General features: G+C 69.4%; 20 protein-coding genes and 1 pseudogene. 12 read left to right on the top strand and 9 right to left on the bottom strand.

All coding sequences use genetic code 11. The features are described from left to right. Position 1: 1 nt before the first annotated feature. Together QXK92_RS02075 and QXK92_RS02070 are read right to left on the bottom strand one after the other, a co-directional pair. Positions 2–421 carry a cytochrome c oxidase subunit 4 gene (locus QXK92_RS02075; RefSeq protein ID WP_306240015.1) on the bottom strand — a complete coding sequence of 140 codons (420 nt, stop codon included), beginning with the start codon at positions 419–421 and terminating at the stop codon, positions 2–4. Positions 422–429: 8 nt separating this feature from the next. Then, a complete protein-coding gene (locus QXK92_RS02070) occupies positions 430–1425 on the bottom strand; it encodes a cytochrome c oxidase subunit II (protein ID WP_306240014.1) in 996 nt (331 codons plus the stop codon). A gap of 283 nt (positions 1426–1708) precedes the next feature. Here QXK92_RS02070 and asnB point away from each other — a divergent pair, with 283 nt between their 5' ends. Further along, the gene (gene asnB, locus QXK92_RS02065) at positions 1709–3694 is read left to right on the top strand and encodes an asparagine synthase (glutamine-hydrolyzing) (RefSeq protein ID WP_306240013.1); all 1986 of its coding nucleotides are present in this window, start codon (positions 1709–1711) and stop codon (positions 3692–3694) included. A gap of 22 nt (positions 3695–3716) precedes the next feature. On the opposite strand, the gene QXK92_RS02060 is transcribed toward asnB, so the two are convergent. Next, positions 3717–4691, bottom strand: coding sequence for a carbohydrate kinase family protein (locus tag QXK92_RS02060; protein WP_306240012.1), 975 nt, complete (start codon positions 4689–4691; stop codon positions 3717–3719). 189 nt (positions 4692–4880) lie between these two features. Between QXK92_RS02060 and QXK92_RS02055 the strand changes: the two genes are divergently transcribed. Beyond that, a complete protein-coding gene (locus QXK92_RS02055) occupies positions 4881–5552 on the top strand; it encodes a hypothetical protein (RefSeq protein ID WP_306240010.1) in 672 nt (223 codons plus the stop codon). Here the strand turns inward: QXK92_RS02055 and QXK92_RS02050 are convergent. Further along, positions 5549–5905 (bottom strand): iron-sulfur cluster assembly accessory protein, encoded by a 357-nt coding sequence (locus QXK92_RS02050; RefSeq protein WP_306240009.1) that lies wholly within the window; start codon positions 5903–5905, stop codon positions 5549–5551. The genes QXK92_RS02055 and QXK92_RS02050 overlap by 4 nt on opposite strands. Before the next feature lie 89 nt (positions 5906–5994). Then, on the bottom strand, positions 5995–7071 hold the full coding sequence (locus QXK92_RS02045) for a glycerate kinase (RefSeq protein WP_306244114.1): 1077 nt from the start codon (positions 7069–7071) through the stop codon (positions 5995–5997). A 158-nt stretch (positions 7072–7229) separates the two neighbouring features. On the opposite strand from QXK92_RS02045, the gene QXK92_RS02040 reads away from it, so the two are divergent. Genes QXK92_RS02040 through QXK92_RS02025 form a run of 4 tightly spaced genes read left to right on the top strand, consistent with a single transcriptional unit; the run spans position 7230 to position 10256 of the window. Beyond that, positions 7230–7904: a DUF3043 domain-containing protein gene (locus tag QXK92_RS02040; protein ID WP_306240008.1), complete on the top strand. Its 675-nt coding sequence runs from the start codon at positions 7230–7232 to the stop codon at positions 7902–7904. A 14-nt stretch (positions 7905–7918) separates the two neighbouring features. Next, positions 7919–8452 (top strand): bifunctional adenosylcobinamide kinase/adenosylcobinamide-phosphate guanylyltransferase, encoded by a 534-nt coding sequence (locus tag QXK92_RS02035; RefSeq protein ID WP_306240007.1) that lies wholly within the window; start codon positions 7919–7921, stop codon positions 8450–8452. Beyond that, on the top strand, positions 8449–9519 hold the full coding sequence (cobT, locus tag QXK92_RS02030) for a nicotinate-nucleotide--dimethylbenzimidazole phosphoribosyltransferase (RefSeq protein ID WP_306240006.1): 1071 nt from the start codon (positions 8449–8451) through the stop codon (positions 9517–9519). The genes QXK92_RS02035 and cobT overlap by 4 nt, the downstream gene beginning before the upstream one ends. Continuing rightward, complete coding sequence (locus QXK92_RS02025) at positions 9516–10256, top strand: adenosylcobinamide-GDP ribazoletransferase (RefSeq protein WP_306240005.1); 741 nt, start codon at positions 9516–9518, stop codon at positions 10254–10256. Before cobT ends, QXK92_RS02025 begins: the two co-directional genes overlap by 4 nt. Positions 10257–10307: 51 nt before the next feature. Here QXK92_RS02025 and QXK92_RS02020 read toward each other — a convergent pair whose 3' ends face one another. From QXK92_RS02020 to gcvT, 3 genes are all read right to left on the bottom strand, one after another. Beyond that, positions 10308–11414, bottom strand: coding sequence for a branched-chain amino acid aminotransferase (locus QXK92_RS02020; RefSeq protein ID WP_306240004.1), 1107 nt, complete (start codon positions 11412–11414; stop codon positions 10308–10310). A gap of 14 nt (positions 11415–11428) precedes the next feature. Next, on the bottom strand, positions 11429–12481 hold the full coding sequence (locus tag QXK92_RS02015) for an IS110 family transposase (protein ID WP_306240003.1): 1053 nt from the start codon (positions 12479–12481) through the stop codon (positions 11429–11431). A 280-nt stretch (positions 12482–12761) separates the two neighbouring features. Continuing rightward, complete coding sequence (gene gcvT, locus QXK92_RS02010; protein WP_306240002.1) at positions 12762–13865, bottom strand: glycine cleavage system aminomethyltransferase GcvT; 1104 nt, start codon at positions 13863–13865, stop codon at positions 12762–12764. A 259-nt stretch (positions 13866–14124) separates the two neighbouring features. On the opposite strand from gcvT, the gene QXK92_RS02005 reads away from it, so the two are divergent. From QXK92_RS02005 to QXK92_RS01985, 6 genes and pseudogenes are all read left to right on the top strand, one after another. After that, positions 14125–15468 carry a PAS domain S-box protein gene (locus QXK92_RS02005; protein WP_306240001.1) on the top strand — a complete coding sequence of 448 codons (1344 nt, stop codon included), beginning with the start codon at positions 14125–14127 and terminating at the stop codon, positions 15466–15468. Positions 15469–15977: 509 nt separating this feature from the next. Then, a pseudogene (locus QXK92_RS34025) lies at positions 15978–19273 on the top strand (PE family protein). Further along, a complete protein-coding gene (locus QXK92_RS34020; protein WP_371934482.1) occupies positions 19254–21506 on the top strand; it encodes a hypothetical protein in 2253 nt (750 codons plus the stop codon). The pseudogene QXK92_RS34025 and the gene QXK92_RS34020 overlap by 20 nt, the downstream one beginning before the upstream one ends. 93 nt (positions 21507–21599) lie before the next feature. Then, positions 21600–21848, top strand: coding sequence for a PE family protein (locus QXK92_RS01995; protein ID WP_306244113.1), 249 nt, complete (start codon positions 21600–21602; stop codon positions 21846–21848). Positions 21849–21967: 119 nt separating this feature from the next. Next, positions 21968–23077 carry an adenylate/guanylate cyclase domain-containing protein gene (locus QXK92_RS01990; RefSeq protein WP_306244111.1) on the top strand — a complete coding sequence of 370 codons (1110 nt, stop codon included), beginning with the start codon at positions 21968–21970 and terminating at the stop codon, positions 23075–23077. A gap of 108 nt (positions 23078–23185) precedes the next feature. Beyond that, positions 23186–24736 (top strand): leucyl aminopeptidase, encoded by a 1551-nt coding sequence (locus QXK92_RS01985; protein WP_306240000.1) that lies wholly within the window; start codon positions 23186–23188, stop codon positions 24734–24736. A 57-nt stretch (positions 24737–24793) separates the two neighbouring features. Here QXK92_RS01985 and QXK92_RS01980 read toward each other — a convergent pair whose 3' ends face one another. Next, entirely contained in the window at positions 24794–25258 is a 465-nt protein-coding gene (locus QXK92_RS01980) for an SRPBCC family protein (RefSeq protein WP_306239999.1), read from the bottom strand. Positions 25259–25400 lie beyond the last annotated feature (142 nt).

Below are 25400 nucleotides of genomic sequence, written 5' to 3'. Positions count from 1 at the left end.
ATCAGTGTTTTTCGGGTCCCACGTAGTACTCGAAGACCAGCCCGGCCGCCGACGACAAGATGAAAACGACGCCCGCGACGATCAGCCACGGCAGCCACAGAGCGATACCGACTGCGGCCACCGAGCCGGACAACGCGACCATGATGGGCCACCAGCTGTGCGGGCTGAAGAACCCCAATTCGCCTGCCCCGTCGCTGATTTCGGCGCCTTCGTAGTCCTCGGGCCGGGTGTCGAGACGGCGTGCCACGAACCGGAAGAAGGTGGCCACGATCAGCGCCAATCCCCCGGTCAGCGCCAGGGCCGTGGTGCCGGCCCACTCGACACCGCCATTCGCGAAGATCGCGGTGAGCACCGCGTACAACACCGTCACCAAGACGAAGAACGCGGCGATGAACTCGAACAACCTGGCTTCGATGTGCATGAGTTGTCCTAACCTCTTGGGCTCGGGGCCAATTCGCCGCGGCGGGTGTCGAACGGATGGGTGGTGACCGCCAGCGGGGGCTGGTTGATCGCCTGCAGCGCTTCGGCATTGGTCTTGCCGGCGATGCGCTGTTGCAGGAAGGCCACGAAGTCGTTGGGCTCCACGACCCGCACTTCGAAGTTCATCATCGCGTGGTAGGTGCCGCACAGCTCGGCGCAGTGGCCGACGAATGCGCCGGTCTGAGTGATCTCTTCGACCTGGAAGCGGTTCTCCGAGTGGTTCGCCTCGGGGTTCGGTATCACGTCACGCTTGAACAGGAACTCCGGCACCCACCAGTCGTGGATCACGTCGGCCGAGGCCATCTGGAACTCGATGCGCTTGTGAGCGGGCAACACCAGGACCGGGATCTCGGTGCTGGTGCCCAGAATCTCGACCTTGTCGAAGTTGAGGTAGGTCCGGTCCTCGGTGTTGAGTCCGCGGACGGGTCCGACGAGTTCCTCACCGTGGCGGTCCTTGCCCTCCGGCTTGGAGGTCATCGCCTTCTTCTTGGCCTCGTCGGCGCCCTCGTAGTTGAACGTGTTGTCCTTGAAGGCCACCCGCTGGTAGCCGAACTTCCAGTTCCACTGGAACGACGTGATGTCGATGACAACTTCGGGATCCTTGGCCAGGTGCGTCATCTTCTCCTGCACCACGACCGTGAAGTAGAACAGCACCGAGATGATCAGGAACGGAGTGACGGTCAGCACCAGCTCGAGCGGCATGTTGTAGCCGAACTGCCGCGGGAACTCGTCGTCACCCTTCTTCTTCCGGTGGAAGGTGCAGGCCCAGAAGATCAGGGCCCACACGATGACGCCGACGACCAGCGAGGCGATGACCGCGCCGATCCACAACTGCCGGTTGAGGTGGCCTTCGTGGGTGATGCCCTTCGGCCAGCCCAGTGCCAGCGCGTCCTCCCACGAGCATCCACTCAGGGTGACGGCCAGCACGCCCAGCGTCACGACCATCGCGATCGGGCGGAGACGACGGGACAGGCCCCGCGCCTTTCCGGAACGGTGCCCAGACCTGCTCTGCGACAAGCTCTGCGAACTGTCTTGCCCGCGACGTGTCACGTTGACGCCTCCTGTATCGCAAGCTGTGCCGACTGCGTTCGGCTAACTCGGATGTCGAATACTACGCAGCGTAGACCACGCCGCTCCCCCGGGCGACTGCCTGGTCACCACGACCCGCCGGGCGCGGCACGCACGGCGACCCGACAAGGTGCCGGGGACTGCGGCATACTGGGGCGCCGTGTGTGGATTGTTGGCCTTCGTCGCTGCTCCCCCGGGTCAGGACGGCCCCGCCGGAGCCGATGCTGCCGCAGCTCATGCCGCCGAGGCTGATGGTGCGATCGCCCGCGCATCGCACCTGATGCGCCATCGTGGACCCGACGAACCGGGCACCTGGGCCGACCCTGACGCGGACGGTTCGGTGGTGTTCGGGTTCAACCGGCTGTCCATCATCGACATCGCCCATTCGCACCAGCCGCTGCGCTGGGGACCACCGGAGTCCCCCGAGCGCTACGTCCTGGTGTTCAACGGCGAGATCTACAACTACCTGGAGTTGCGCGAGGAATTGCGCACGCAGCACGGCGTGGTCTTCGCCACCGACGGCGACGGGGAGGCCATTGTCGCCGGTTTCCATCACTGGGGCACCGCCGTGCTTAACCGGTTGCGCGGGATGTTCGCGTTCGCCCTGTGGGACACCGTCACCCGGGAGTTGTTCTGCGCCCGCGATCCGTTCGGCATCAAGCCGCTGTTCATGGCGACCGGCGCCGGGGGCACAGCGGTGGCAAGCGAAAAGAAGTGCCTGCTCGACCTGGCCGACCTGGTCGGCTTCGACGCCGGGGGCTCCGGGATCGACGAACGCGCGGTGCAGCACTACACCGTCCTGCAGTACGTGCCCGAACCCGAAACCCTGCACCGTGGCGTACGTCGGCTCGAATCGGGCTGTTACGCCCGGATCCGTCCGGGTTCGGCCCCGGTGGTCACCCGCTACTTCGTGCCACGGTTCACCGCGGTCCCGATCACCTCGGGCACCGAACAGGCCCGCTACGACGAGATCACCGCGGTTCTCGAGGATTCGGTGGCCAAGCACATGCGTGCCGATGTCACCGTCGGGTCGTTTCTGTCCGGCGGCATCGACTCCACGGCCATCGCGGCGCTCGCGATCCGGCACAACCCCCGGCTCATCACCTTCACCACCGGATTCGAGCGTGAGGGCTTCTCTGAGCTCGACGTCGCGGTGGCATCGGCCGAGGCAATCGGAGCGCGGCACATCGCCAAGGTGGTCAGTGCCGAGGAGTTCGTGGGCGCGCTGCCCGAGATCGTGTGGTACCTCGACGAGCCGGTCGCCGACCCCGCGCTGGTGCCGTTGTTCTTCGTCGCCCGCGAGGCGCGCAAGCACGTCAAAGTGGTGCTGTCGGGTGAAGGCGCCGACGAACTGTTCGGCGGCTACACGATCTACCGGGAGCCGCTCTCGCTCAAACCCTTCGACTACCTGCCCCGGCCGCTGCGACGGTCGATGGGCAGGGTGTCCAAGCCGCTGCCGGAAGGAATGCGCGGCAAGAGCCTGCTGCACCGGGGATCGCTGACGCTCGAAGAGCGCTACTACGGCAATGCCCGCAGTTTCTCCGACGCGCAGCTACGCGATGTGCTGCCCCGCTTCCGGGAGGACTGGACCCACACCGACGTCACGGCCCCGGTGTATGCCGAGTCGGCGGGTTGGGACCCGGTCGCGCGGATGCAGCACATCGACCTGTTCACCTGGCTGCGCGGCGACATCCTGGTCAAGGCCGACAAGATGACCATGGCGAACTCATTGGAGCTGCGGGTGCCGTTCCTGGACCCCGAGGTGTTCGCTGTGGCCTCGCGACTGCCGTACCAGGCCAAGATCACCCGCACCACCACCAAGTACGCGCTGCGGCGCGCGCTGGCGCCCATCGTGCCCGCACATGTGCTCAACCGGCCCAAACTCGGGTTCCCGGTTCCGATCAGGCATTGGCTGCGCGCCGGCGAGCTGCTGGAGTGGGCCTACGAGATGGTCGACACGTCGCAGGCCGGCCACCTGGTGGACCTGGCCGCGGTCCGCCGGATGCTCGACGAACACCGGGTGGGCAGCAGCGATCACAGCCGCCGGCTGTGGACGATGCTGATCTTCATGCTGTGGCACGCGATCTTCATCGAGCACAGCGTGGTGCCGCAGATCAGCGAGCCTGTCTATCCCGTCGAGCTGTAAGGCCGCGCCCAAGCCCCCGGGCTCAGGCGAGCACCGCGGAGATCTCGGCCGCCGCGTCGTCACCGTAGGCGCCGGCCAGCCGGGCGGTCGCGCTCGCACGGTCCCACTCCCAGTTCTGGGTCCCGGTGGACTCCAGCACCAGCACCGCGACCAGCGACCCGAGCTGAGCCGAGCGCTCCAGGCTCAGGCCCGCGCTGCGTCCGGTCAGGAAGCCGGCGCGGAATGCGTCGCCGACGCCGGTGGGGTCGGTCTGGCTGGTTTCCGGCACCACGCCGACGTGCACCTTGGCGCCGTCACGCTCGAGGATGTCGACACCGTCAGCGCCGAGTGTGGTAACCCGCAGATCCACCTGGGCCATCACGTCGGCCTCCGTCCAGCCGGTCTTGGACAGCAGCAGGTCCCATTCGTAGTCATTGGTGAACAGGATGGCGGCGCCATCGATGAGCTGCTTGATCTCCTCACCCGACAGGCGGGCCAGCTGCTGGGAGGGGTCGGCGGCGAAGGCCAGCCCGAGTTTGCGGCACTCCTCGGTGTGCAGGAACATCGCCTCGGGGTCGTTAGCCCCGACGATCACCAGCTCCGGCGTACCGATCGCCGAAACCACGTCGGCCAGCTTGATGTCACGCGCCTCGGACATGGCGCCGGGGTAGAACGACGCGATCTGAGCCATGTCGACGTCGGTGGTGCAGGTGAAGCGCGCCGTGTGCGCGGTCTCCGAGAGCAGGACGTGGTCGCAGTTGACGCCGTGGGACTTCAGCCAGTCCCGGTAGTCGGCGAAGTCGCCACCGGCGGCGCCGATCAGCGCGACGTCACCACCGAGCACACCGATGGCGAACGCCATGTTGCCGGCCACTCCGCCGCGGTGCACCACCAGGTCGTCGACCAGGAAGCTCAGCGACACCTTGTGCAGGTGCTCGGGCAGCAGCTGCTCGGAAAACTTGCCGGGGAAGCGCATCAAATGGTCTGTCGCAATCGAACCGGTCACCGCGATGGTCACGAAAAATCCACCCTTCGTTAGTCAGTCGTCTAGCCTCTCACGAACGTCATGCGGCGACGAACGCTGCCGACGTCCGAGGCGGCCCGCAGCCCTTGCGCTAGCCTGCCTAGAGACTCACTCGGTTGCCGCGGCTGGACATTCGGACGGCAACCCGCTTGTCGCCTCGTCCCCCAGCGTAGGAGAACAACGATGGCCGGTCCGCACCCACCGAACCCCGCTGTGGGTGCCGACGGAGCGCAACAGCCGCAGCCATATCCCGAGACCGGACCAAACCCGTCCGGCACCGTGGAATTTCCGCACAACGAACCGCAGTTCGGGCCCGGCAATGCAGGGGGTCCCCCGGCCGGTTATGCCGGTCCGCCGCCGTATCAGAAGCGACGGCCCAAACGGCTGCTCATCGGGTTGTTGCTGGCGGTCGCGCTGGTGGCCGGACTGACTACCGCGATCGTGTACGGGGTGCGCACCAACGGCGCCAACACCGGCAGTGCGGTGTCGGAAGCCTCGGCCAAGACCGCGATCCAGAGCTATCTCAACGCTCTGGCGCACAAGGACATCGACGCGATCGAACGCAACACGCTGTGCGGCCTGTACGAAGCCGTCAAGGACAAGCGCTCCGACCAGGCTCTGGCCAAACTCAGCAGCGATGCGTTCCGGAAGCAGTTCTCCGAGGTCGAGGTGACGGCGATCGACAAGATCGTCTACCTGTCGCAGTACCAGGCTCAGGTGCTGTTCAGCATGCAGGTGACGCCCGCCGCCGGCGGACCGTCACGCGGGCCGGTCCAGGGCATCGCCCAGCTGTTATTCCAGCGTGGACAGATCCTGGTGTGTTCCTATGTGCTGCGCACCGCCGGTCAGTATTAGTTGAACGAGTCCCCACACGCGCACGAACCGGTGGCGTTGGGGTTGTCGATCGTGAAGCCCTGCTTCTCGATGGTGTCGACGAAGTCGATCGATGCGCCTTCGACGTACGGGGCGCTCATCCGGTCCACCGTCAGCGTCACGCCGCCGAATTCCACGGTCAGGTCGCCGTCGAGGGTGCGGTCGTCGAAGAACAGGTTGTACCTCAGGCCGGCGCATCCGCCCGGCTGCACCGCGATGCGCAGCGCCAGGTCGTCACATCCCTCCTGGTCCAGCAGGGACTTCGCCTTCGCAGCAGCGGCCTCGGTCAGGATCACGCCGTGGGTCGCGGCGGTCGGCTCGTTCTGCACCGTCATTGCTTCTCCTACATGCTCATCGTCGGGTGGGGCCTATCCAGCTTTAAGCCAGGTATGAGTCTGGGGCCTGCTCACGAGAACCCACTACGTCAACGGTACCCCGGCGGGCCGCTATTCCCGAGTCGCGCGGCCGTCTCCGAGGCCAGCCCCATCAGCTGATTGGCGGCGTCAGCCAGCGCCAGCCGCACCGAACCGGCGTATTCGCTCATGGCCAGCGCGGACATGATGCCCGATACGCGGGTGGTCGACTTGTCCACCGACACCTGACCGGCCAGCACGATCACCGGGATGCCGAGGGGACGGGCGGCGGCCGCGATCTCGCCGACCACCTTTCCGTGCAGCGACTGCTCGTCGAAATGGCCCTCACCGGTGACGATCATGTCCGCATCGTCGAGGTCGTCGGCGAAATTGGTCAGTTCGGCGAAGATCGCCGCGCCCGATTCACACCGGCCGCCCAGCGCGAGCAGCCCGGCGCCGAGCCCGCCGGCGGCACCCGCGCCCGGCTCCGCGCTCACGTCCCGGCCCGCGACGGTGTCCAGCACCAGGGCCCATGCCTCCAGCCGGCTTTCCAGCTTGGCGACCGTCGCGGCGTCGGCACCCTTCTGCGGCGCGAACACCCGGGCCGCGCCCCACGGACCCAGCAGCGGATATTCCACGTCTGAGGCGGCAATCACGTCGATACCGGACAACCATTGGCGGGCGGTGTCCAGGCCGCCCAGCTCGTCGACCATCCCCTGGCCCCCGTCGGTACAGGCGCTGCCGCCCAACCCGACCACGATCCGCACCGCGCCCGCCTTGAGCGCTGCGGCGATGAGCTGGCCCACTCCCCTGCTGTGGGCGGCCAGCGCGGTCTCCGGCGTCGGCGGCCCGTCCAGCAAGGCCAGACCGCAGGCCTGGGCGCATTCCAGATAGGCCGTGCGGGACCGCTCGTCGAACACCCAGCGGGCGTTGACCTCGGCGTCCAGCGGCCCGGACACGCGCAGCCGTCGTAACCCGCCGATCCGGCTGGCCAACACCTCGACGAACCCGGGGCCGCCGTCGGATTGCGGCGCGACGATGAAGGAGTCACCGGGGCGGGAACGGGTCCAGCCCGTGGCGATCGCGGCGGCGGCCTCTACCGCGGACAGGCTGTCGCCATAGCAGTCCGGAGCGACCAGCACCCGCATCGCGGGCAGCTGTAGCCTGCCGGGCCCGAAGCCACCGGCATTCCCACCCCCCGCCTGCGCCCCGTTCATCACAGGCCAGCGTAGGTGTACACGCAGTTCACCGTACGCAATACAGCCGCAATTAAGCAGGCTCACATCGGCGAAGTAACCTGACGACTGTGAAGCTGCTGGGCCGCAACAAGGATCATGACGAGGACGACGACGCTTCGGCCGCGCCGGAGCAGGGTTCTGTGACAGCGGAGACGGTGGCTCGCGGGGCGCGAACCGGCCCCAAAGGTCGTCCCACACCCAAGCGCAACCAGGCTCGGGGCAGGAAGGGCCCGGTGGCGCCGGCGCCGATGACGGCGTCCGAGGCGCGGGCCCGCCGCAAGTCCATGTCCGGACCGAAGCTCAGCCGCGAAGAGCGCCGTGCCGATCGCCTGGCCAGCCGGGCCAAGATGTCCGAGCGCCGGGATCGGATGATGGCCGGCGAGGAGGGCTACCTGCTGCCGCGCGACCAGGGGCCGGTGCGGCGCTATGTCCGCGATGTGGTGGACGCGCGGCGCAATGTGCTCGGCTTGTTCATGCCGTCGGCCCTGGCACTGCTGGCGTTCATGTTCGCGTTGCCACAGCTGCAGTACTACATGTCCCCGATCATGCTGTTGTTGATGGCACTGATGACGATCGACGGGATCATCCTGAGCCGCAAGGTGGGCAGGCTGGTAGACGCGAAGTTCCCCAAGAACACCGAAAGTCATTGGAAATTGGGCATTTACGCCGCGGGTCGCGCCTCGCAGATGCGTCGGATGCGCGCTCCCAGGCCGCAGGTCGAACGCGGTGCCCATGTCGAATGACCAGCTGACCTGACGTGCGCACGCTGGTACTCGGCGGCATCAGGTCGGGCAAGTCCCGGTGGGCGGAAGACGCGATCGCGAACGCGCTGGCCCCGGATCAGCCGGTCCGCTATCTGGCCGCCGGCGCGTCGGTCCGGGTCGACCCGGACTGGCTGGCGCGCATCGCCAAGCATCGCGCCCGCCGCCCCGGACACTGGACGACAGAGGAAACCGGCGACGTCACCCGCGTTCTGCAGCAGCCGCCCGCGGTTCCGACCCTGGTCGACGATCTGGGCACCTGGCTCACCGGCACCCTGGACGACCACCAGGGGTGGGACGGCGGCTCGGTGGACGAACCGGTCGAGCAACTACTGCGCGCGGTCGGCGCCTTCGAGTCGACGCTGGTGCTGGTCAGTCCGGAGGTAGGGCTGACCGTCGTGCCCGCTAGCGCATCGGGACGGCGCTTCGCCGATGAGTTGGGCAGTCTCAACCAACGGGTCGCAGCGCTGTGCGACCGGGTGGTGCTGGTGGTCGCCGGACAGCCGCTGACGATCAAGACGCCGACATGATCGGGTTCGCACCGGTGTCGCCGCCCGACGCCGACGCCGCGACCGCCGCCCGTGCCCGGCAGGACACTCTCACCAAGCCGCGGGGCGCGCTGGGCCGACTGGAAGACCTGTCGGTCTGGGTCGCTGCGTGCCAATCCCAATGCCCGCCAAGGCAATTCGACCGTGCGCGGGTGGTGGTCTTCGCCGGCGACCACGGCGTCACCCGGTCCGGCGTGTCGGCTTACCCGGCCGAGGTGACCGCGCAGATGGTCGCGAACATCGCCGCCGGCGGAGCGGCGATCAACGCGCTGGCCGACATCGCCGGCGTGACGGTGCGGGTCGTCGACCTGGCCGTCGACGTCGACGAGCATCTGATCGGCGAGTCGGACAAGTTCAGCGACAAGATCCGTCGCGGCAGCGGCGACATCGCCGTCGAAGACGCGCTGTCCGACGAAGAGACGGCGCGGGCCATCGTGGCGGGTCAACAGATCGCCGACGACGAGGTGGACGCCGGCGCCGATCTGCTCATCGCCGGCGACATGGGCATCGGCAACACCACCCCGGCCGCGGTTCTGGTGGCGGCACTGACGAACACCGAACCGGTGGCGGTGATCGGTTTCGGGTCCGGGATCGACGATGCCGCCTGGTCGCGCAAAACGGCAGCGGTCCGCGATGCCCTCTTCCGGGCCAGGTCGATCGCCGACGACCCGGTGGCCCTACTGCGCTGCTGCGGTGGCGCGGACTTCGCGGCGATGGCCGGCTTCTGCGCGCAGGCGGCGATCCGGCGCACCCCGGTGCTGCTCGACGGCATGGCGGTGACGGCCGCGGCGCTGGTCGCCGAACGGTTGGCACCGGGCGCCCGGCAGTGGTGGCAGGCCGGTCACCGCTCCACCGAGCCCGGCCACACGCTGGCGTTGGCGGCTCTCGAATTGGAGCCCATCGTCGACCTGCGGATGCGCCTGGGCGAGGGCACCGGTGCTGCGGTGGCGTTGCCGGTGCTCCGGGCGGCAGTGGCCACCTTGTCCGCGATGTCGACGTTCACCGAGGCCGGAGTGTCGGGCGCGATCACTCCGCCGGACCCCGCGTGATCCGTTCGCTGGCAACCGCTTTCGCGTTCGGCACGGTGCTGCCAGTCCCGGGTTCGGCAACCGGCCCGATGGGTCGCGGCGCACTGACGGCACTGCCGGTGGTGGGCGCCGCACTCGGCGCGCTGGCCGCGGCGGTGGCGTGGGGCGCCGCGGCAGCGTTCGGGCATTCCAGCACACTGCCGGGGTTACTCGCCGTGGCGTCGTTGCTGCTTGCCACCCGCGGTCTGCACATCGACGGCGTGGCGGACACGACGGACGGGCTGGGCTGCTACGGACCCCCGCAGCGGGCCTTGTCGGTGATGCGCGACGGCACGTCCGGACCGTTCGGGGTCGCGGCCGTCGTCCTGGTGATCGCCCTGCAAAGTGCCGCCTTCACGGCGCTGAGTGCACCGGCGATCGTTCTGGCGGTGTGCGCCGGCCGGGTGAGCGCGGTACTCGCCGGTCACCGGTCGGTTCCGGCGGCCGAGGGCAGCACACTGGGCGTTCAGGTCGCGGGAAGCCAACCGGGGTGGGTGGTGGTGGCGTGGCTGGTCGCGTTGCTTGCCGGCTCGGTGGTGGCAGGTCCGCGGCCGTGGCAGGGGCCGGTAGCGGTGGTCGTTGCCGTGTGTTGCGGGGCGGTTCTGGTCAGGCACTGCGTGCGCCGGTTCGGCGGCATCACCGGCGACGTGCTGGGGGCCGCGATCGAGCTGACGACGACGGTGTGCGCGGTGACGCTGGCCGGGCTGGTGCGCTTCTAACGGCGCCGTCACGGCGCCGAGCGTGCCGTTCACGGCGCCGAGCGAGGCCGACTAGCCCAGTCGCGACATCCAGCCGTGGGTGTCGGCGAACGTGCCGCGCTGGATCCCCGTCAAGGTGTCCCGCAACGCCATCGTGACCTCGCCGGATTCGCCATCGGCGATGGTGAACTCGCCGTCGCCGTACTTCACCCGCGAGACCGGGGTGATAACAGCCGCGGTGCCGCAGGCGAATACCTCGGTGATCTCGCCGGAGGCCGCCTCCTTCTCCCACTCCTCGATATCGATCTTGCGCTCTTCGACGGTGAAGCCGGCATCAAGCGCCAACTGCAACAACGAGTCTCGGGTGATCCCGGGCAGCAGCGAACCGGACAACTCGGGAGTGACCAACCGTGCGGAGCCGCCGCTGCCGAGCACGAAGAACAGGTTCATCCCGCCCATCTCTTCGACATAGCGCCGTTCCACGCCGTCCAGCCACACCACCTGATCGCAGCCGTGCTCGGCGGCTTGCGCCTGGGCCAGCAGCGACGCGGCGTAGTTCCCGCCGAACTTGGCCGCACCGGTGCCGCCCGGGCTGGCGCGCACGTACTCGGTCGACACCCAGACGGTAACGGGACTGATGCCACCCTTGAAGTACGCGCCGGCCGGTGATCCGATCAACAGGTACCGGTATTCCTTCGCCGGCCGCACGCCCAGGCCGGGCTCGGTGGCGATCATGAAGGGCCGTAGGTAGAGCGCCTCTTCGCCGCCGGCCTTGGGCACCCACTGGTTGTCGACGGCGATCAGCTGGCGCAACGACTCGAGGAACAGCTCGTCGGGCAGCTCCGGCATCGCGAGCCGGCGCGCCGACGCACGCATTCGGGCGGCGTTGGCGTCGGCCCGGAACGCGACGACGGAACCGTCGGCCCACCGGTACGCCTTCAGGCCTTCGAAAACCTCCTGCGCGTAGTGCAGCACGATGGCTGACGGATCCAGCTCAATCGGGCCGTATCCGAGGACGCGGGCGTTGTGCCATCCCCGTCCCTCGACATAGTCGATCGAGACCATGTGGTCGGTGTGGAATTTGCCGAAGCCGGGGTCTGCGAGGATCGCTACCCGCTCGGCCTCGGTGGCGGGATTTGCCGCGCGCGAAACCGTGAACTCGAGGGGGCCGCTGGTCATGGGTTTCTCCTATGTCAAGCCGCTGCCGGTTGGCAAGGCTTTTGACGGGTTTGTTGATCGGTGTGCAGGTGATTGAAGACCACTCGGGCGAGCCGGCGTTTGAGGCAGCGCAGCGCTTCGGTTTTGGAATCACCGTTGGCTAAGCGTTTGCGGTAGTAGGTCTGGCCAACACCGACGAGGCGGATTTGGGTGATGGCGATGCGGTGCAATGCGGCGTTGAGTTGGCGGTTGCCCGACCGTGTCATGCGGACCCGGCCGGCGGTGTTGCCCGACCACACCGGGATCGGTGCGACACCGCTGTGGCGGGCGAACGCGGCCTCGCTCTTGAAGCGGGTAACCCCGCCGGTCTCACCCACGATCTTGGCCGCGGTGAGCTCGCCGCAACCCGGCATGGCCAGTAGTGCCGGTGCGATGGCGCGGACGCGTTCTCCGATCCGTTTGGCCAATGCATTGATCGCCTCGGTGAGCCGGGTGATGTCGGTGAGCTCATCGCGGGCCAACTCGGCGACTAGGCCGGTTTGGGCGCCAAGCCAGTCACCCAGCAACTTGCGGTGCTTGGCCAGATCCAGCGACGCCGGTTTCGGAGCCCGATCAGGATCGAGTTCGTGAACCCGCCACAATAACCGGTTGATTGTCGAAGTCCGTTGAGCAACAAGGTCTTCCCGGCGATCCACTAACAACTTGAGTTCTCGGGACCTCGCGTCGTGGGAGGCCACTGGAAGATCCGGTTCACGCAGGAAAGCCCGCGCCACCGCCAGTGCATCAATCGGATCGGACTTGCCCCTGGTGCGCGCGGACTTGCGCGTCAGCGCCATCAACTTCGGCGGTACCCGCGCCACCTTCTGATCGGCCGAGAGCAAGTCGCGCTCCAACCGCGCAGACAAGTGCCGGCAATCCTCGATCGCCCACACCAGCTCCACACCGAACTGCACGCGCGCCCACCGGATCGCCTGGCGGTGGCCTGCAGTAGTGGCCCGAACCACCTTCTCGGCGAGTTTGCGCCCCACCTCGTCAACAGCGACGAACGTATGCGTGCGCTTGTGTACATCGGCTCCAACAACAACCATGGTGGTTGCCTCCATTCACTGTGAGGTGACGGTTGGACCGGTCGGCGGACACATCTCAGTGGGGGCGATGCCACGCTCCTATCAAGTCACGCCGGCCGGTCCTTCACACCTGATGCCGACAAAACGCATGCACGCCAACCCGAAGGTGGCACCGATTCTATGAGCCAGACACCAGGTGATCAGGATCCAACCACCGCGATACGCGGCAACCTCACTTTGACACTGAGAGGGTGATTCTATAACCGTGCGCGAACGGGTTTTTGCCACGCGCATCGGCGGCCTACCGCGTTTTCAGCTCGACGAACGGCGGACGTACCACTTCACACTCGACCGCGCGGCCCCGGACATCGACGGTGATTTGCTGGCCGTCCTGCACTCCAGCGTCGGAGTCGATCAGCGCCAGCGCGATCCCCAGCTGCAGCGTCGGCGAGAAAGTGCCGGACGTGGTGGTGCCCACGGGCTTGTCGCCGTCGAGCACCGTCAGTCCCGGCCGCAACACCCCGCGGCCGGTGGTACGCAGACCGCGCAGCAGCCTGCGCGGCCCGGCTTCCTTCTCGGCGAGCAACGCGTCACGGCCGAAGAACGCGTCCTTCTTCCAGCCGATCGCCCAGCCGCAGCGAGCCTGCAGCGGCGAGATGTCCAGCGACAGTTCATGTCCGTGCAGCGGGTAGCCCATCTCGGTGCGCAGGGTGTCGCGCGCACCCAGACCCGCAGGTTGACCCCCGGCGTCAGCGACCGCCGCTACCAGCGCGTCGAACACGACCCCCGCCGAATCCCACGGCGGCAGCAGCTCGTAGCCGTGCTCGCCGGTGTAACCCGTGCGGCAAACCCGCACCGGCACATTCGAATAGGTCGCATCCGCGTAGCCCATGTAGTCCATTTCGGTCGGCAGCCCGAGCGCGGCAAGGACCTCAGTGGACCGGGGCCCCTGCACGGCGAGCACCGCATAGTCGCGGTGCAGGTCGGTGATGGCGAGGTCGGCCGGTGCCGCGGCCTGCAGCGCCGCCACCACCGCGGCGGTGTTGGCGGCATTGGGCACCAGGAAGATCTCGTCGTCGTCGACGTAGTAGGCGATCAGGTCGTCGATGACACCCCCGGATTCGTTGCAGCACAACGTGTACTGCGCCTTGCCCGGGCCGATGCGGCGCAAGTCGTTGGTGAGTGCGGAGTTCACGAACTGCGCCGCACCCGGGCCTCGGACCAGCGCCTTGCCCAGGTGGCTCACATCGAACAGACCGACGGCGTTGCGGGTGGCGTTGTGCTCGCCGACGGTTCCGGCGTACGACACCGGCATCAGCCAGCCACCGAACTCGGCGAAACTCGCACCGAGCTCGCGATGACGGTCTTCCAGCGGTCCCTTGAGCAACTCCGGCGCATCGGTCACGGCCGTCACCCTAGTCGGGCGACGATGCGGGCCGCCAAAGGCCCGTTGCGGAGCACGACCATCGTCGCAGTCGGCCGACGATGCGGGCCGGCAAAGGTGTGAGGCGCAACGACGACGCGACCTCGGACTTGCCGAAAAGCTTCGTTTGTCTCGTTCAGCGCCAGATCTGCTGTTCGCGCGCCATACTCACTCACAGGACCGTGGCGAAGACCCCACCGGATCCTCCATCTCGCAGTCCGACGGCCGCAGGAGGGAGTGCATGGATTCGCCGGTTCTGAATAACCAACCTGCCATCGCCGCTTTGTCTGACGCCGACAATGGGCGCAGGGCAGATCACCTGCCGCGCCAGATGGTGGAGGCCTGTGTCGGCCTGGATTCGAACGGGCGGGTGCTGGAGTGGAATCGCGCCGCGGTCGCGATGTTGGGCTGGACGCCAGAGGAGGCGGTGGGCCGGCATCTGACCGAGGTCGTGGGAGTCTGCGATGGCGAGCACAGCGATTGGGCGTTGCAGGAACTGCTGGACTATGCGCACACCGATCAGACACCGGTTGTCGGCAACGTCGTTGCGCACGTCGCGCACGCAAAAGACGGCAGCAAACTACCGGTAGAAGTGTTCGTCACCGCGGTCCGTTCCGGCCCGAAAGTGAGGCTGCATGCCCTCATTCGCGACATGACCGCGGTTTCGGAGACTCGAACCCGTCAGGGCGATACCGACGCCATCTTCAAGGCCGTGTTCGATAGCGCTCCCATTGGTATTGCCGTTGTCGGCCTCGACGGCAGCTTCCGGTGGGTCAACCAGCAGCTGTGCCGGATCACCGGATACGACGAGCGGGAACTGACCCAGCTGACGTTTCAAGACATCACGTTTCCCGATGATCTGAACTCTGACCTCCATGAAGCCACCAGGCTCCTGCACGGTGAGATCAGCAGTTATCAACTGGACAAGCGCTATTACGCCAAGGATGGACACCTCATCTGGATCCATCTCTCGGGTTCGATGGTGCGTGACGCGGATGGTCAGCCTCTGCACTTCATCGCCCTCGTTGAGGACATCTCCGCACGCAAACGCGACGAAGAACTGCTCAGGCAGCAGGCAACGCGCGATCCCCTGACCGGGGTTCTCAATCGCGCGCGATTCACTGAGGAACTGGCCCGCTACGGAGCGCTGCTCAGTCGAGATGGCCATGAGGACGAGGCGGCGGTGTTCATGATCGACCTCGACGGCCTCAAGCGAATCAACGACCAGTACGGCCATGCCGCGGGAGACAGCTACATCAAGAGCGTGGCCCAGATCATCAGCCGCCAACTGCGCCTGTCTGATGTATTTGCCCGCATTGGCGGGGATGAGTTCGCCGCACTACTACCGCATACCTCCGCCGAGAAGGCTCAGGAGCTAGCCCAGACGCTGGTTGAGCGGGTACGGACCCACTCCCCTGGAAGTGTCACCATCGGGGTCAGCGTGATCGCTCCTGGGCAACTGGGCAGCGACGCTCTGCAACGTGCGGACCAAGCCCTCTATCGGGCGAAGCAACACGGCGGCGGATACGCCTGCGAGCCCTTTCGCCAGCCATGTTCTCTTTTCGACTGCTGCGACCCGAACTGACGACTCTGCCGGTGTGACCGCTCCCGCCTCGTCCGCCGCGCGGGCTTCATCCTCGCGGTCCATGGCGTCGCCGGTGCACCGTGATCCTGCTTCGCCGGCTCCAACGGCCTGCGGGCAGTGTCGATCCCGGCTCGCGTCGGTGCGGGTACGACCCGCGCGAATGTTCATAGTGCCTTCACTGCCGGCCGAATTGTATGCACTTTGCACATATCGATGAATAACCGATTTCGCTATGGTTGACTTTTTAGACAAATCCCGGCAAGCGTGTAGCGAAGTTGATTTGTGATACTCCGCGCTGGCGGGTCGGATCACTCGCTGTCCAAGATGAATCCAACATTGTTATTGCACAGTGCTTTTCGGCTTTAGGTCGCCCCCCGGCAGGCTCCTCGTGGTGGACTTTTCTCTGATTACGAGAAACCGCACGAATGCATCGGAATTTTGGGTTTAAGCTCTGGTCGAATTCTTCGAGTGTTTTGCCTCTCGTCCACTTCTCTCGCTGTGGGGTTCGAATGTCTTTCGTGTTTGTTTCACCGGATCTGGTCAGTTCGGCGGCTGCTGATGTCGAGAGCATCGGCGCTGCGCTGGCGCGTGCTCAGGTGGTCGCGGCGGGGCCGACCGCCGGTGTCATCAGTGCGGCGGCCGATGAGGTGTCGACGGCGATTGCGGCGCTGTTCTCTGCGCATGCGGTGGACTACGGCCAGGTCGCTGCGCAGGCTCTGGCCTTTCATGAGCAGCTGACACAGACCCTGGCAGGCAGTGCGGGTTCCTACGCGATGGCAGAGGTTGCGGCCGCGTCACCGTTGCAGGCCATCGAGCAGAGCGTGCTGGGCGTGCTCAACGCACCGACCAACGCTCTACTCGGGCGGCCGCTGATCGGTGACGGTGCCAATGGCGCCGCGGGTTCCGGGCAGGCTGGCGGGGCCGGGGGTTTTTGTGGGGCAACGGTGGTAACGGTGGGTCTGGGGCGGCCGGTCAGGCCGGTGGCGCGGGCGGGGCTGCCGGGTTGATCGGCAACGGCGGGGTTGGTGGGGCCGGCGGGGCCGGTGCGATCGGCGGAGCGGGCGGCAACGGCGGCTGGTTGTTCGGCAATGGCGGCAGTGGTGGTGTCGGGGCTGCTGGGTTCGCCGGGGGTGCTGGCGGGTCGGCGCTGTTGTGGGGCTCTGGTGGTGTGGGTGGTGCTGGGGGCGCCGGGGCGGAGGCTGGCGCTGGGGCTGGGGCTGGGGCTGGGGCTGGGGGTAATGGTGGTGCGGGAGGGGCTGGGGGTTGGCTGGCCGGTAACGGTGGTGCGGGCGGCACGGGCGGTGCCGGGGGTTCTGGGGTGGTCGGCGGGCTGGGTGGCAACGGCGGTGCTGGGGGTGACAATCGGTCGGTAGTGGGCTTTTCCGGAGGCGCTGGCGGGGCCGGCGGCGCCGGCGGTGCGGGTCTGGCGGGTGTTGACGGGCAGACTGCGGGCGCTAATGGCGATATCGGTGGCGCCGGCGGTAACGGTGGTAGCGGTGGGGCGGGCGGCGCCAACGCCGGATTGTTCGGTGCGGGTGGCTTACTGGGGTCCGGTGGTGTCGGCGGCGTCGGTGGGGCCGGTGGGGCCGGCGGCACGGGCGGTGCCGGTGCTAGCGGTGTCGGCTACGGATTTGCCGGGGGCACCGGCGGCGAGGGAGGTGCCGGCGGTAGCTCCGGGGTTGGCGGGGCCGGCGGAACCGGTGGGTTGCTGGGCAGCGGCGGGCTTGCCGGGCATGCGGGCACCGGTGGCCAGGGCGGAACCGGTGGTGTGGGCGGTGCCGGCGACGCCGGCAGCGCCGGCAAAAGCGGCGGGGCCACCGGTGGGACCGGTTTGAGCGGCGGACCCGGCGGGCGTGGCGGTGTCGGTGGCAGTGCTGGGGATGCCAGCGGCGTCAACGGCAGCGGCGGAACGGGCGGCCGCGGCGGCACCGGCGGCGACGGCGGCGACGGCGGTCAGGGCATCCCCGAACTCGGGCTTGGCGCCGGAAGAGGTGGCGACGCCGGGGCTGGCGGCAAGGGCGGCACCGGCGGCGCCGCCGGCAGCGGTCCGGGTGCAGCGGGCAGTGTGGGCGGCGGCGGTCAGGGCGGCACGGGCGGGGCCGGCGGTTCGGGTGCCGCCGGAATCAGCAGTGGCAGCACAGGCGGCGGCGGCGGGACGGGTGGCGGCGGGACGGGTGGCGGCGGTTCGAGCGGCGGCGGTTCGGGTGGTGGCGGTTCGAATGGCGGCGGTCCGGGTGGCGGCGGTTCGAGTGGCGGCGGTCCGGGTACCGGCGGAATCAGCAGTAGCAGCACAGACGGCGGTGCCGGCGGGACAGGTGGTGCCGGAGGTCAGGGTGGTGATGCCGGCGGTGCCGGCGGGACCAGCGGCAACGGCGGCACCGGTGGCCGGGGTGGCCTCGGCGGTGCCGGCGCCACCGACTTCAACGTGGTCGGCGGTGTCGTCGGCCCCGGCGGAACCGGCGGTGCCGGCGGTGCGGCCGGCGCTGGTGGCGCGGCAGGCGTGATCGGCACCGGCGGGATTGCCGGCAGCGGTGGAACCGGTGGCTCCGGCGGCACCGGCGGTGCCGGCGGCGACGCCGTGACGGGCTCCGGTCAGTCCGGCGGCGTCGGCGGACGCGGTGGTGCCGGCGGTAGCGGGGGTGCATCGGGCGGGGTCAACGGCGCAAACGGTGACGGCGGTACCGGCGGCCAAGGCGGCATCGGCGGCAACGGCGCCAAGGGGTTCACCGGCGGTCTGGGAGGTAACGGCGGCCAGGGCGGAACCGGCGGCGCCGCAGGCGCCGGCTCCGGTATCGCGGGCAAAGCCGGCGACGGTGGCCAGGGCGGAACTGGCGGCACGGGCGGTGCCGGGCTCAACGGCAGCGCCGGCAGTTCCGCCGGCGCCACCGGCGGGGTCGGCGGCCAGGGCGGCGGTGGCGGGACCGGAGGCCAAGGCGGTGCCGCCGGTGGGACCACCGGCACCAACGGCGCCGGCGGAACCGGGGGCCAGGGCGGCAACGGCGGCAACGGCGGCACAGGCGGCCCCGACCTCGGACTCGGCGCCGGTACCGGCGGCGCCGGCGGTGGCGGTGGCGCCGGCGGGGTCGGCGGAGCGGCCGGCAGCGGACCTGGAACAGCGGGCGCGGTAGGCGCCGGCGGTCAGGGCGGCGCAGGCGGCAACGGTGGTGACGGAGCCGCCGCCCTCAGCTCGTCCGGAAACGAGGGAGGCGCTGGTGGTAACGCCGGGCACGGCGGTCAGGGCGGCAACGCCGGTGGGCCTGGCGGGGTCAGTGGCAGCGGGGGTAAGGGCGGCCTAGGCGGCGCGGGCGGTGCCGGCTCCAACGGGGTCAACAACGTGTTGGGCTCGGTCGGCACCGGGGCCACCGGCGGTACCGGCGGACGCGGCGGTGACGGTGGTGCGGTGGGCGCGGTCGGCGCTGGTGGCGCCGCCGGCAATGGTGGCACCGGCGGTAGCGGTGGCACCGGTGGCGCGGGCGGCAACGGAACACCGGGCAACGGCGATGCGGCCGGACAGGGCGGACGCGGCGGCGCGGGCGGCACCGGCGGCAACTCCGGCGGCATAGGCGGCACCAACGGAGCAGGCGGAAACGGCGGACAAGGCGGCGTCGGCGGCACCGGGGCCCTCGGCAAGGCTGACGCCGGCACCGGAGGCGGCACCGGCGGTGCCGGCGGCGGTGGCGGTCAGGGCGGCACTGGAGGCGGGGCGGGCAGCGGCGCAGGCGGCGCGGGCGTCGCAGGCAGCGGCGGGCAAGGGCGGTGCCGGTGGTACTGGCGGAGCTGGTGCCGTGGGCGACTCTGTCGGTAGTGGCGGCGTTCTCGGCAGTCCGGGCAATCCTGGTGGTCAGGGCGGAGCCGGCGGCAACGGTGGTCTTGGTGGTGACGCTGGTGGGGCTGGCGGGGTCAATGGCAGCGGTGGTGTCGGCGGTGACGGCGGCGTGGGTGGTGTCGGTGGCGATGCCGCCGTGACCGGTACCGGAGGCCGCGGAGGCAATGGCGGTGCGGCGGGTCTCGGCGGCGCGGCTGGCACCGGGGGTACTGGCGGAATCGATGGGCATGCGGGCACTGGCGGCACCGGCGGGACGGGCGGTAAAGGCGGGGCCGGTCTGGCCGGCGGCACCGGCATCCCGGGCACCTCGACGTCGGTGGCCGGCAACGGCGGCAACGGCACTGCTGGTGGCAACGGCGGCCAGGGCGGCAGCGGTGGCAGCGCGGCCGCCGGTGGTGTCAACGGCAAGGGCGGTGCCGGCGGGCAAGGTGGCGCCGGCGGCAGTGGCGGTCAAGGGGGTGTCGACGGCGGTGCCGGTGCCGGCAATGGCGGCAGCGGCGCGGCCGGTGGGGCTGGTGGGGCCGGTGGCGCGGCCGGCGACGGCGCAGGATCTGCGGGCAGCGAGGGCGCCGGTGGCGCCGGCGGCAATGGTGGGGCCGGGGGTGCGGGCGCTGACGGTCGCATCAGCAGCACTGCGGGCATCGCCGGCGGTGACGGTGGCTCCGGGGGCGTCGGCGGTGACGCCGGTGCCGGTGGCTCCGGCGCCACGGTGGGCGACGCCGGGATCGGCGGCGCTGGCGGGGCCGGCGGTAAGGGCGGCAACGGCATGAGCGGCCAGGCCGGGGTGGCCGGCACCGCCACGCTGGTCGGAGGCGATGGCGGTAGCGGCAGCGCCGGCGGCAAGGGCGGCAACGGCGGCGCCGGCGGCAGCGCTGGCGCCGGGGGCGTCAACGGCAGCGGCGGCGCCGGGGGTGCCGGGGGTAGGGGCGGTAACGGCGGCCACGGTGGTGCCGACGGCGGAATGGGCGCAGGCAGCGGCGGCGACGGAGGTGCCGCGGGTAGCGGCGGAAACGGCGGCGCGGCGGGCAGCGGTGTCGGCGCCGCCGGTGGCGTGGGCCAGGGCGGCCAGGGCGGCCAGGGCGGCCAGGGCGGTACCGGCGCGAACGCAGCGGCGGCCACCGGGCACGCCGGAGGTGCCGGGGGGCGGGGTGGAGCCGGCGGCGGCGGCGGCAGCGCCGGTGGCGCGACCGGGGTCAACGGCACCGGGGGTGCCGGCGGACAGGGCGGCAACGGCGGCAATGGCGGCTCCGGCACCGCCGACACCGGTACCGGTGGCGGCGCAGGCGGCAAAGCCGGAGCGGGCGGGGCCGGCGGCAACGGCGGGGCAACCGGCGCCATCGGCCAAGGAGCCGGCGGCGGGGCCGGCGGCAACGGCGGCACGGGCGGCACCGGCGGTTCGGGCGCGGACTCCTCGAATTGGTCGTTCTTCAGCGGAGGCTTCGACGGTGGTTCCGGCGGTGACGGCGGTGCCGGCGGTACCGGCGGCAGCGGTGGCGCCGCAGGAGTCGGCAGCACCAACGGCGCCGGTGGAACCGGTGGGGGCGGCGGGGCGGCCGGTTCCGGCGGCAACGGGGCGCCCGGCCCCCAAGCCGACTTCAGCGGACGCAATGGCGGCGACGGCGGCCAGGGCGGGATCGGTGGCACCGGCGGAGCCGGTGGCCAAGCAGGCGCTGGTGCCGGAACAGCCGCCGCCGGCGGCGCCGGTGGCTTCGGGGCGGCCGGGGGTCAGGGCGGCCAGGGCGGCGTCTCCGGATCCGACGGCGCAAACGCCGGGGGTCATGGCGGAAAGGGCGGCGCCGGCGGTGGCGGTGGCCAGGGCGCGGCCGGGGTGGCAGGCGGAGCAGCCGGGGCCGGCGGAACGGCCGGTGACGGCGGCAACGGCGGTCATGGAGGCGCCGGGAATTTTGGCGGCAACTACGGGCCTGGCGGCAGCGGCGGCGCCGGCGGTCAAGGCGGCACCGGAGGCGACGCCGGCACCGCCAGCGGCGCAGGTCCCGGCGCCGGCGGCGGTAAGGGCGGCAACGGCGGAGATGGCGGCGACGGCGGCACCCAACCACCAGGACAGACCGGCGGCATCGGCGGCAATGGCGGCCACGGCGGAACCGGAGGCACCGGCACCGGCGGACAACCCAACGGCACCGGCGGCACCGGCGGCGCCGGCGGCACCGGAACCGGCATCAACAACGGTGGGCAAAACGGCAACCCGGGCTAAGCCGGCTGCGGGAGGCAAGACCCCGAGTCCAACTGCTCGGACTCTTCGGGCTGGTGGTGAAAACAAGAGAGAAGTACATCAAGGTCGTTCGTCATCGCATCGCCGGATCTCGTGGCACTAGCAGCTTCGCTTTTGGCGCGGCTTGGATCTGCCGTCCGCCTAGCCGATATGACGGCAGCACCGGCTACCACCGCACTGGCGCCGGCCGCCGCGGACGAGGTCTCGGCCTTGATTGCGGCGTTGTTCGACGATCACGCCAGCCAGTACCAGGTACTGAGTCGCGAACTGGGCGGCCTGCACCAGCAATTCGTACAAAGCGCCAACGTCGCGGCAGAGGCCTAAGCAGGCGCCGAACCAGGGGGCTATCGAAAGGCCCGCCAAGAGGCCCGCGTATGGAGACGCACAACCTCACTCAAACCCGTAGCAGCTGGCACACTTGGGCGGTGTTCGATTGGGATGCGATGGAAGCCGCCGGAATCGCCAACCCGCGGGAGCGCGCCGATCTCATCAAGTACCTCGACGACCTCGGATTCACGCTCGACGAGATGGTGGAGGCCGAACGCCGGGGCCGGTTGTTCGGGCTGGCTGGCGACGTGCTGCAGTGGTCCGGCGCCCCGATATACACCGTGGCAGCAGCGGCCGACCAACTCGGATTGACCGCCGGACAGGTCGCGCACGCCTGGGGGTTGTTGGGTCTGACCTTCGCCGGCCCCGACGTGCCGGTGTTCAGTCAGGCCGACGTTGACGCCCTGGCGACCTGGGTGGGGTTGAAGGCGGTCGTGGGCGAGGACGGGGCGCTGGGCCTGCTGCGGGTCCTCGGCGCCGCGATGGCCCGGCTCGCCGAGGCGGAGTCCACGCTGATCCGCGCCGGCACCCCGGACATCCAGATGACCCACACCCACGACGAGTTCGCCACCGCGCAGGCCTACCGATCGGTCGCCGAGTTCGTTCCGCGGATCGGGGCGCTGATCGACATCGTGCACCGCCACCACCTGACCAGCGCCCGCACCCACTTCGAGGGCGTTATCCGCGACACGTCGTCGAGTGTGGTGTGCGGCATCGGTTTTGCCGACCTGTCGGGTTTCACTGCCCTCACCCAGGCGCTCACCCCCGCCCAGTTGTCGGAGTTGCTCAACGAGTTCGCCGGCGCGGTGTCGGACGTGGTCCACGCCGACGGCGGTCGGGTCGTGAAGTTCATCGGCGACGAGGTGATGTGGGTGAGCGCGTCGCCGGAGCAGCTCGCCAACGCCGCCGTCGATCTCGTCGAGCATCCTCAGGCACGCGCCGAGGGCCTGCAGGTCCGCGCCGGCCTTGCCTTCGGCACGGTCCTGGCGATCAACGGCGACTATTTCGGCAACGCAGTCAATCTGGCCGCGCGCCTGGTGGCCGCGGCGGCGCCGGGCCAGATCCTGACCGACGCGGCGCTGCACGAGCAGCTGCCAGATTGGCCCGCGAAACCGCACGGCCCGTTGACTCTGAAGGGTTTTGACGTCCCGGTGGCGGCTTTCGAGTTACGCGCCGCCAACGGCGGTGAGGACGCCGGCGACGTACGTACCACTTGCGGTGCGTAGCCACGAACGCCACGGGTCGCATTCCGACTGCCCGACTCCACTCCATTTGTCGGACTCCATCTCCGGCCGCCCACGCGCCCAGCATCGTCGCCCGACTAAGTTAGGCCCGTGACCACCTCTGCTTCGGGCTACGCGGCCCCCACCGTCAACGTTGCGACATCCCTGCCTAAACGCGGTGTAGGTTCCTCGGTCCTGCTGGTACCGGTCGTCTCGACCGGCGACAAGGACGAGCCGGGAGCCACCGTCGCCGCCGGCACCGCACTGTTGCCCGCCGAGGCGGTGGCCGAGATCGAGGCCGGTCTGAAGGCGCTGGGCGCCACCGGCGGGTCCGAGCAGGTGCACCGACTGGTGGTGCCGTCGTTGCCGGTGGCCAGTGTGGCCACCATCGGCCTGGGCAAGAAGCGCGACGGGTGGCCGGCTGACCTGGTCCGTCGGGCAGCGGGGGCCGCGGCTCGATCGCTCGGCACCGCGGAAGCCGTGATCACCACGCTGGCCGAGCTGCCCGGCGACGGAAGCTGCGAGGCCGCCGTCGAGGGCCTCATCCTGGGCAGCTACCGGTTCAGCGCGTTCCGCAGCGCCAAGACCGCTCCCAAAGACGCCGGGCTACGCAAGATCACGGTGCTGTCGACCGCCCGGGATGCCAAGAAGCAGAGCGCGCACGGCGCGGCAGTCGCCGCCGCCGTGGCCACCGCCCGCGATTTCGTGAACACTCCGCCAAGTCACCTTTTCCCGGGCGAATTCGCAGCCCGCGCAAAAGCTTTGGGAGAATCGGCGGGCCTCGAGGTGGAGGTGCTCGACGAGAAGGCGCTGAAGAAGGCGGGCTTCGGCGGCCTGATCGGGGTGGGTCAGGGTTCCTCCCGGCCGCCCAGGCTGGTGCGGCTGATCCATCGCGGGTCGCGACTGGCGAAGAACCCGAAGCGGGCCAAGACGGTCGCCCTGGTCGGCAAGGGCGTCACCTTCGACACCGGCGGAATCTCGATCAAACCCGCCGCGTCGATGCACTACATGACCTCCGACATGGGCGGGGCGGCCGCGGTGATCGCGACGGTGGCGCTGGCCGCCCAGCTGCAACTGCCGATCGACGTGATCGCCACGGTGCCGATGGCCGAGAACATGCCGTCCGGCACGGCACAACGGCCCGGCGACGTGCTGACCCAGTACGGCGGCATCACCGTCGAGGTACAGAACACCGACGCCGAGGGCCGGCTCATCCTGGCCGACGCCATCGTCCGGGCGTGTGAGGACAAACCGGACTACCTGATCGAGACATCCACGCTCACCGGCGCGCAGACGGTGGCCCTCGGTGCCCGTATCCCCGGGGTGATGGGCAGCGAAGAGTTCCGCGACCGGGTCGCGGGGATCTCTCAGCGGGTGGGCGAAAACGGCTGGCCGATGCCACTTCCCGACGAACTCAAGGACGACCTGAAGTCGACAGTGGCAGACCTGTCCAACGTCAGCGGACAGCGTTTCGCCGGCATGTTGGTGGCCGGAGTGTTCCTGCGTGAGTTCGTCGCCGAGTCGGTGCAGTGGGCGCACATCGATGTGGCCGGACCTGCCTACAACACCGGCAGCCCATGGGGATGCACACCCAAGGGGGCAACCGGTGTTCCGACGCGGACGATGTTCGCCGTGCTCGAGGACATCGTCAGCAACGGGTAAGGGGCTAGCGCCATGGGCCCCGCGTCCGTTCGTCTACCGGATCGGCGACGCCCATGGCTACTTGACCTGGCTGGGATTGAGACGTTCGGCCAAAGCGCCGAGGCGCCAGAGGCACTCACGGTTGCGCGGGTAGACGGCCGCCAGCGCCATCTGGTCGGGCAGCAGGCGTGCCGGTCCGCTGACCGGAACCTCGATCATCTCGATCCGGCATCCGTCCGCAATATCGCTGAGCCGCAGCGTGATTCGAGCCGCGCCGAATAGTCCCAACCGGGCGTTGAGCACCAGTTCCGCACCGGGCGTGCAGCTTTCGACCTCGGTCTTGTCGTTGATCACCAATGGCCACACCCCCACCGAGTGCTTGATCGCCGAGCCGGGCTCCGGCCAGTTTGCGTCGACGGCACGAGTCCGGCTATTGCCCACCACCCATTGGGTGTACGTCCAGCCGTTGGCGATGACGTCCCACACGGCCTGCCGCGACGCCGACACGTCTCGGATCGTGGTCAATTCCTTCGTCAAAGTCATCACAGGTCCTTCCGCGTCGGAATCTCCACCGCGGAGTACCCCGGCCGCCGGAAAGTACCGCAACCGGGTCCTGGCAAACATTTTGCGGGTTTAACTCAAATCGGTGCGGCTATTACCCCGTCAGCAGGAAACTCCTCGGGAA

The sequence above is a fragment of the Mycobacterium sp. TY815 genome, assembly GCF_030755135.1.
In the GTDB taxonomy this organism is placed as follows: Bacteria; Actinomycetota; Actinomycetes; order Mycobacteriales; family Mycobacteriaceae; genus Mycobacterium.
Note: the sequence above shows the minus strand (reverse complement) of the source record. Positions and strands in the feature narration are given on the sequence as shown.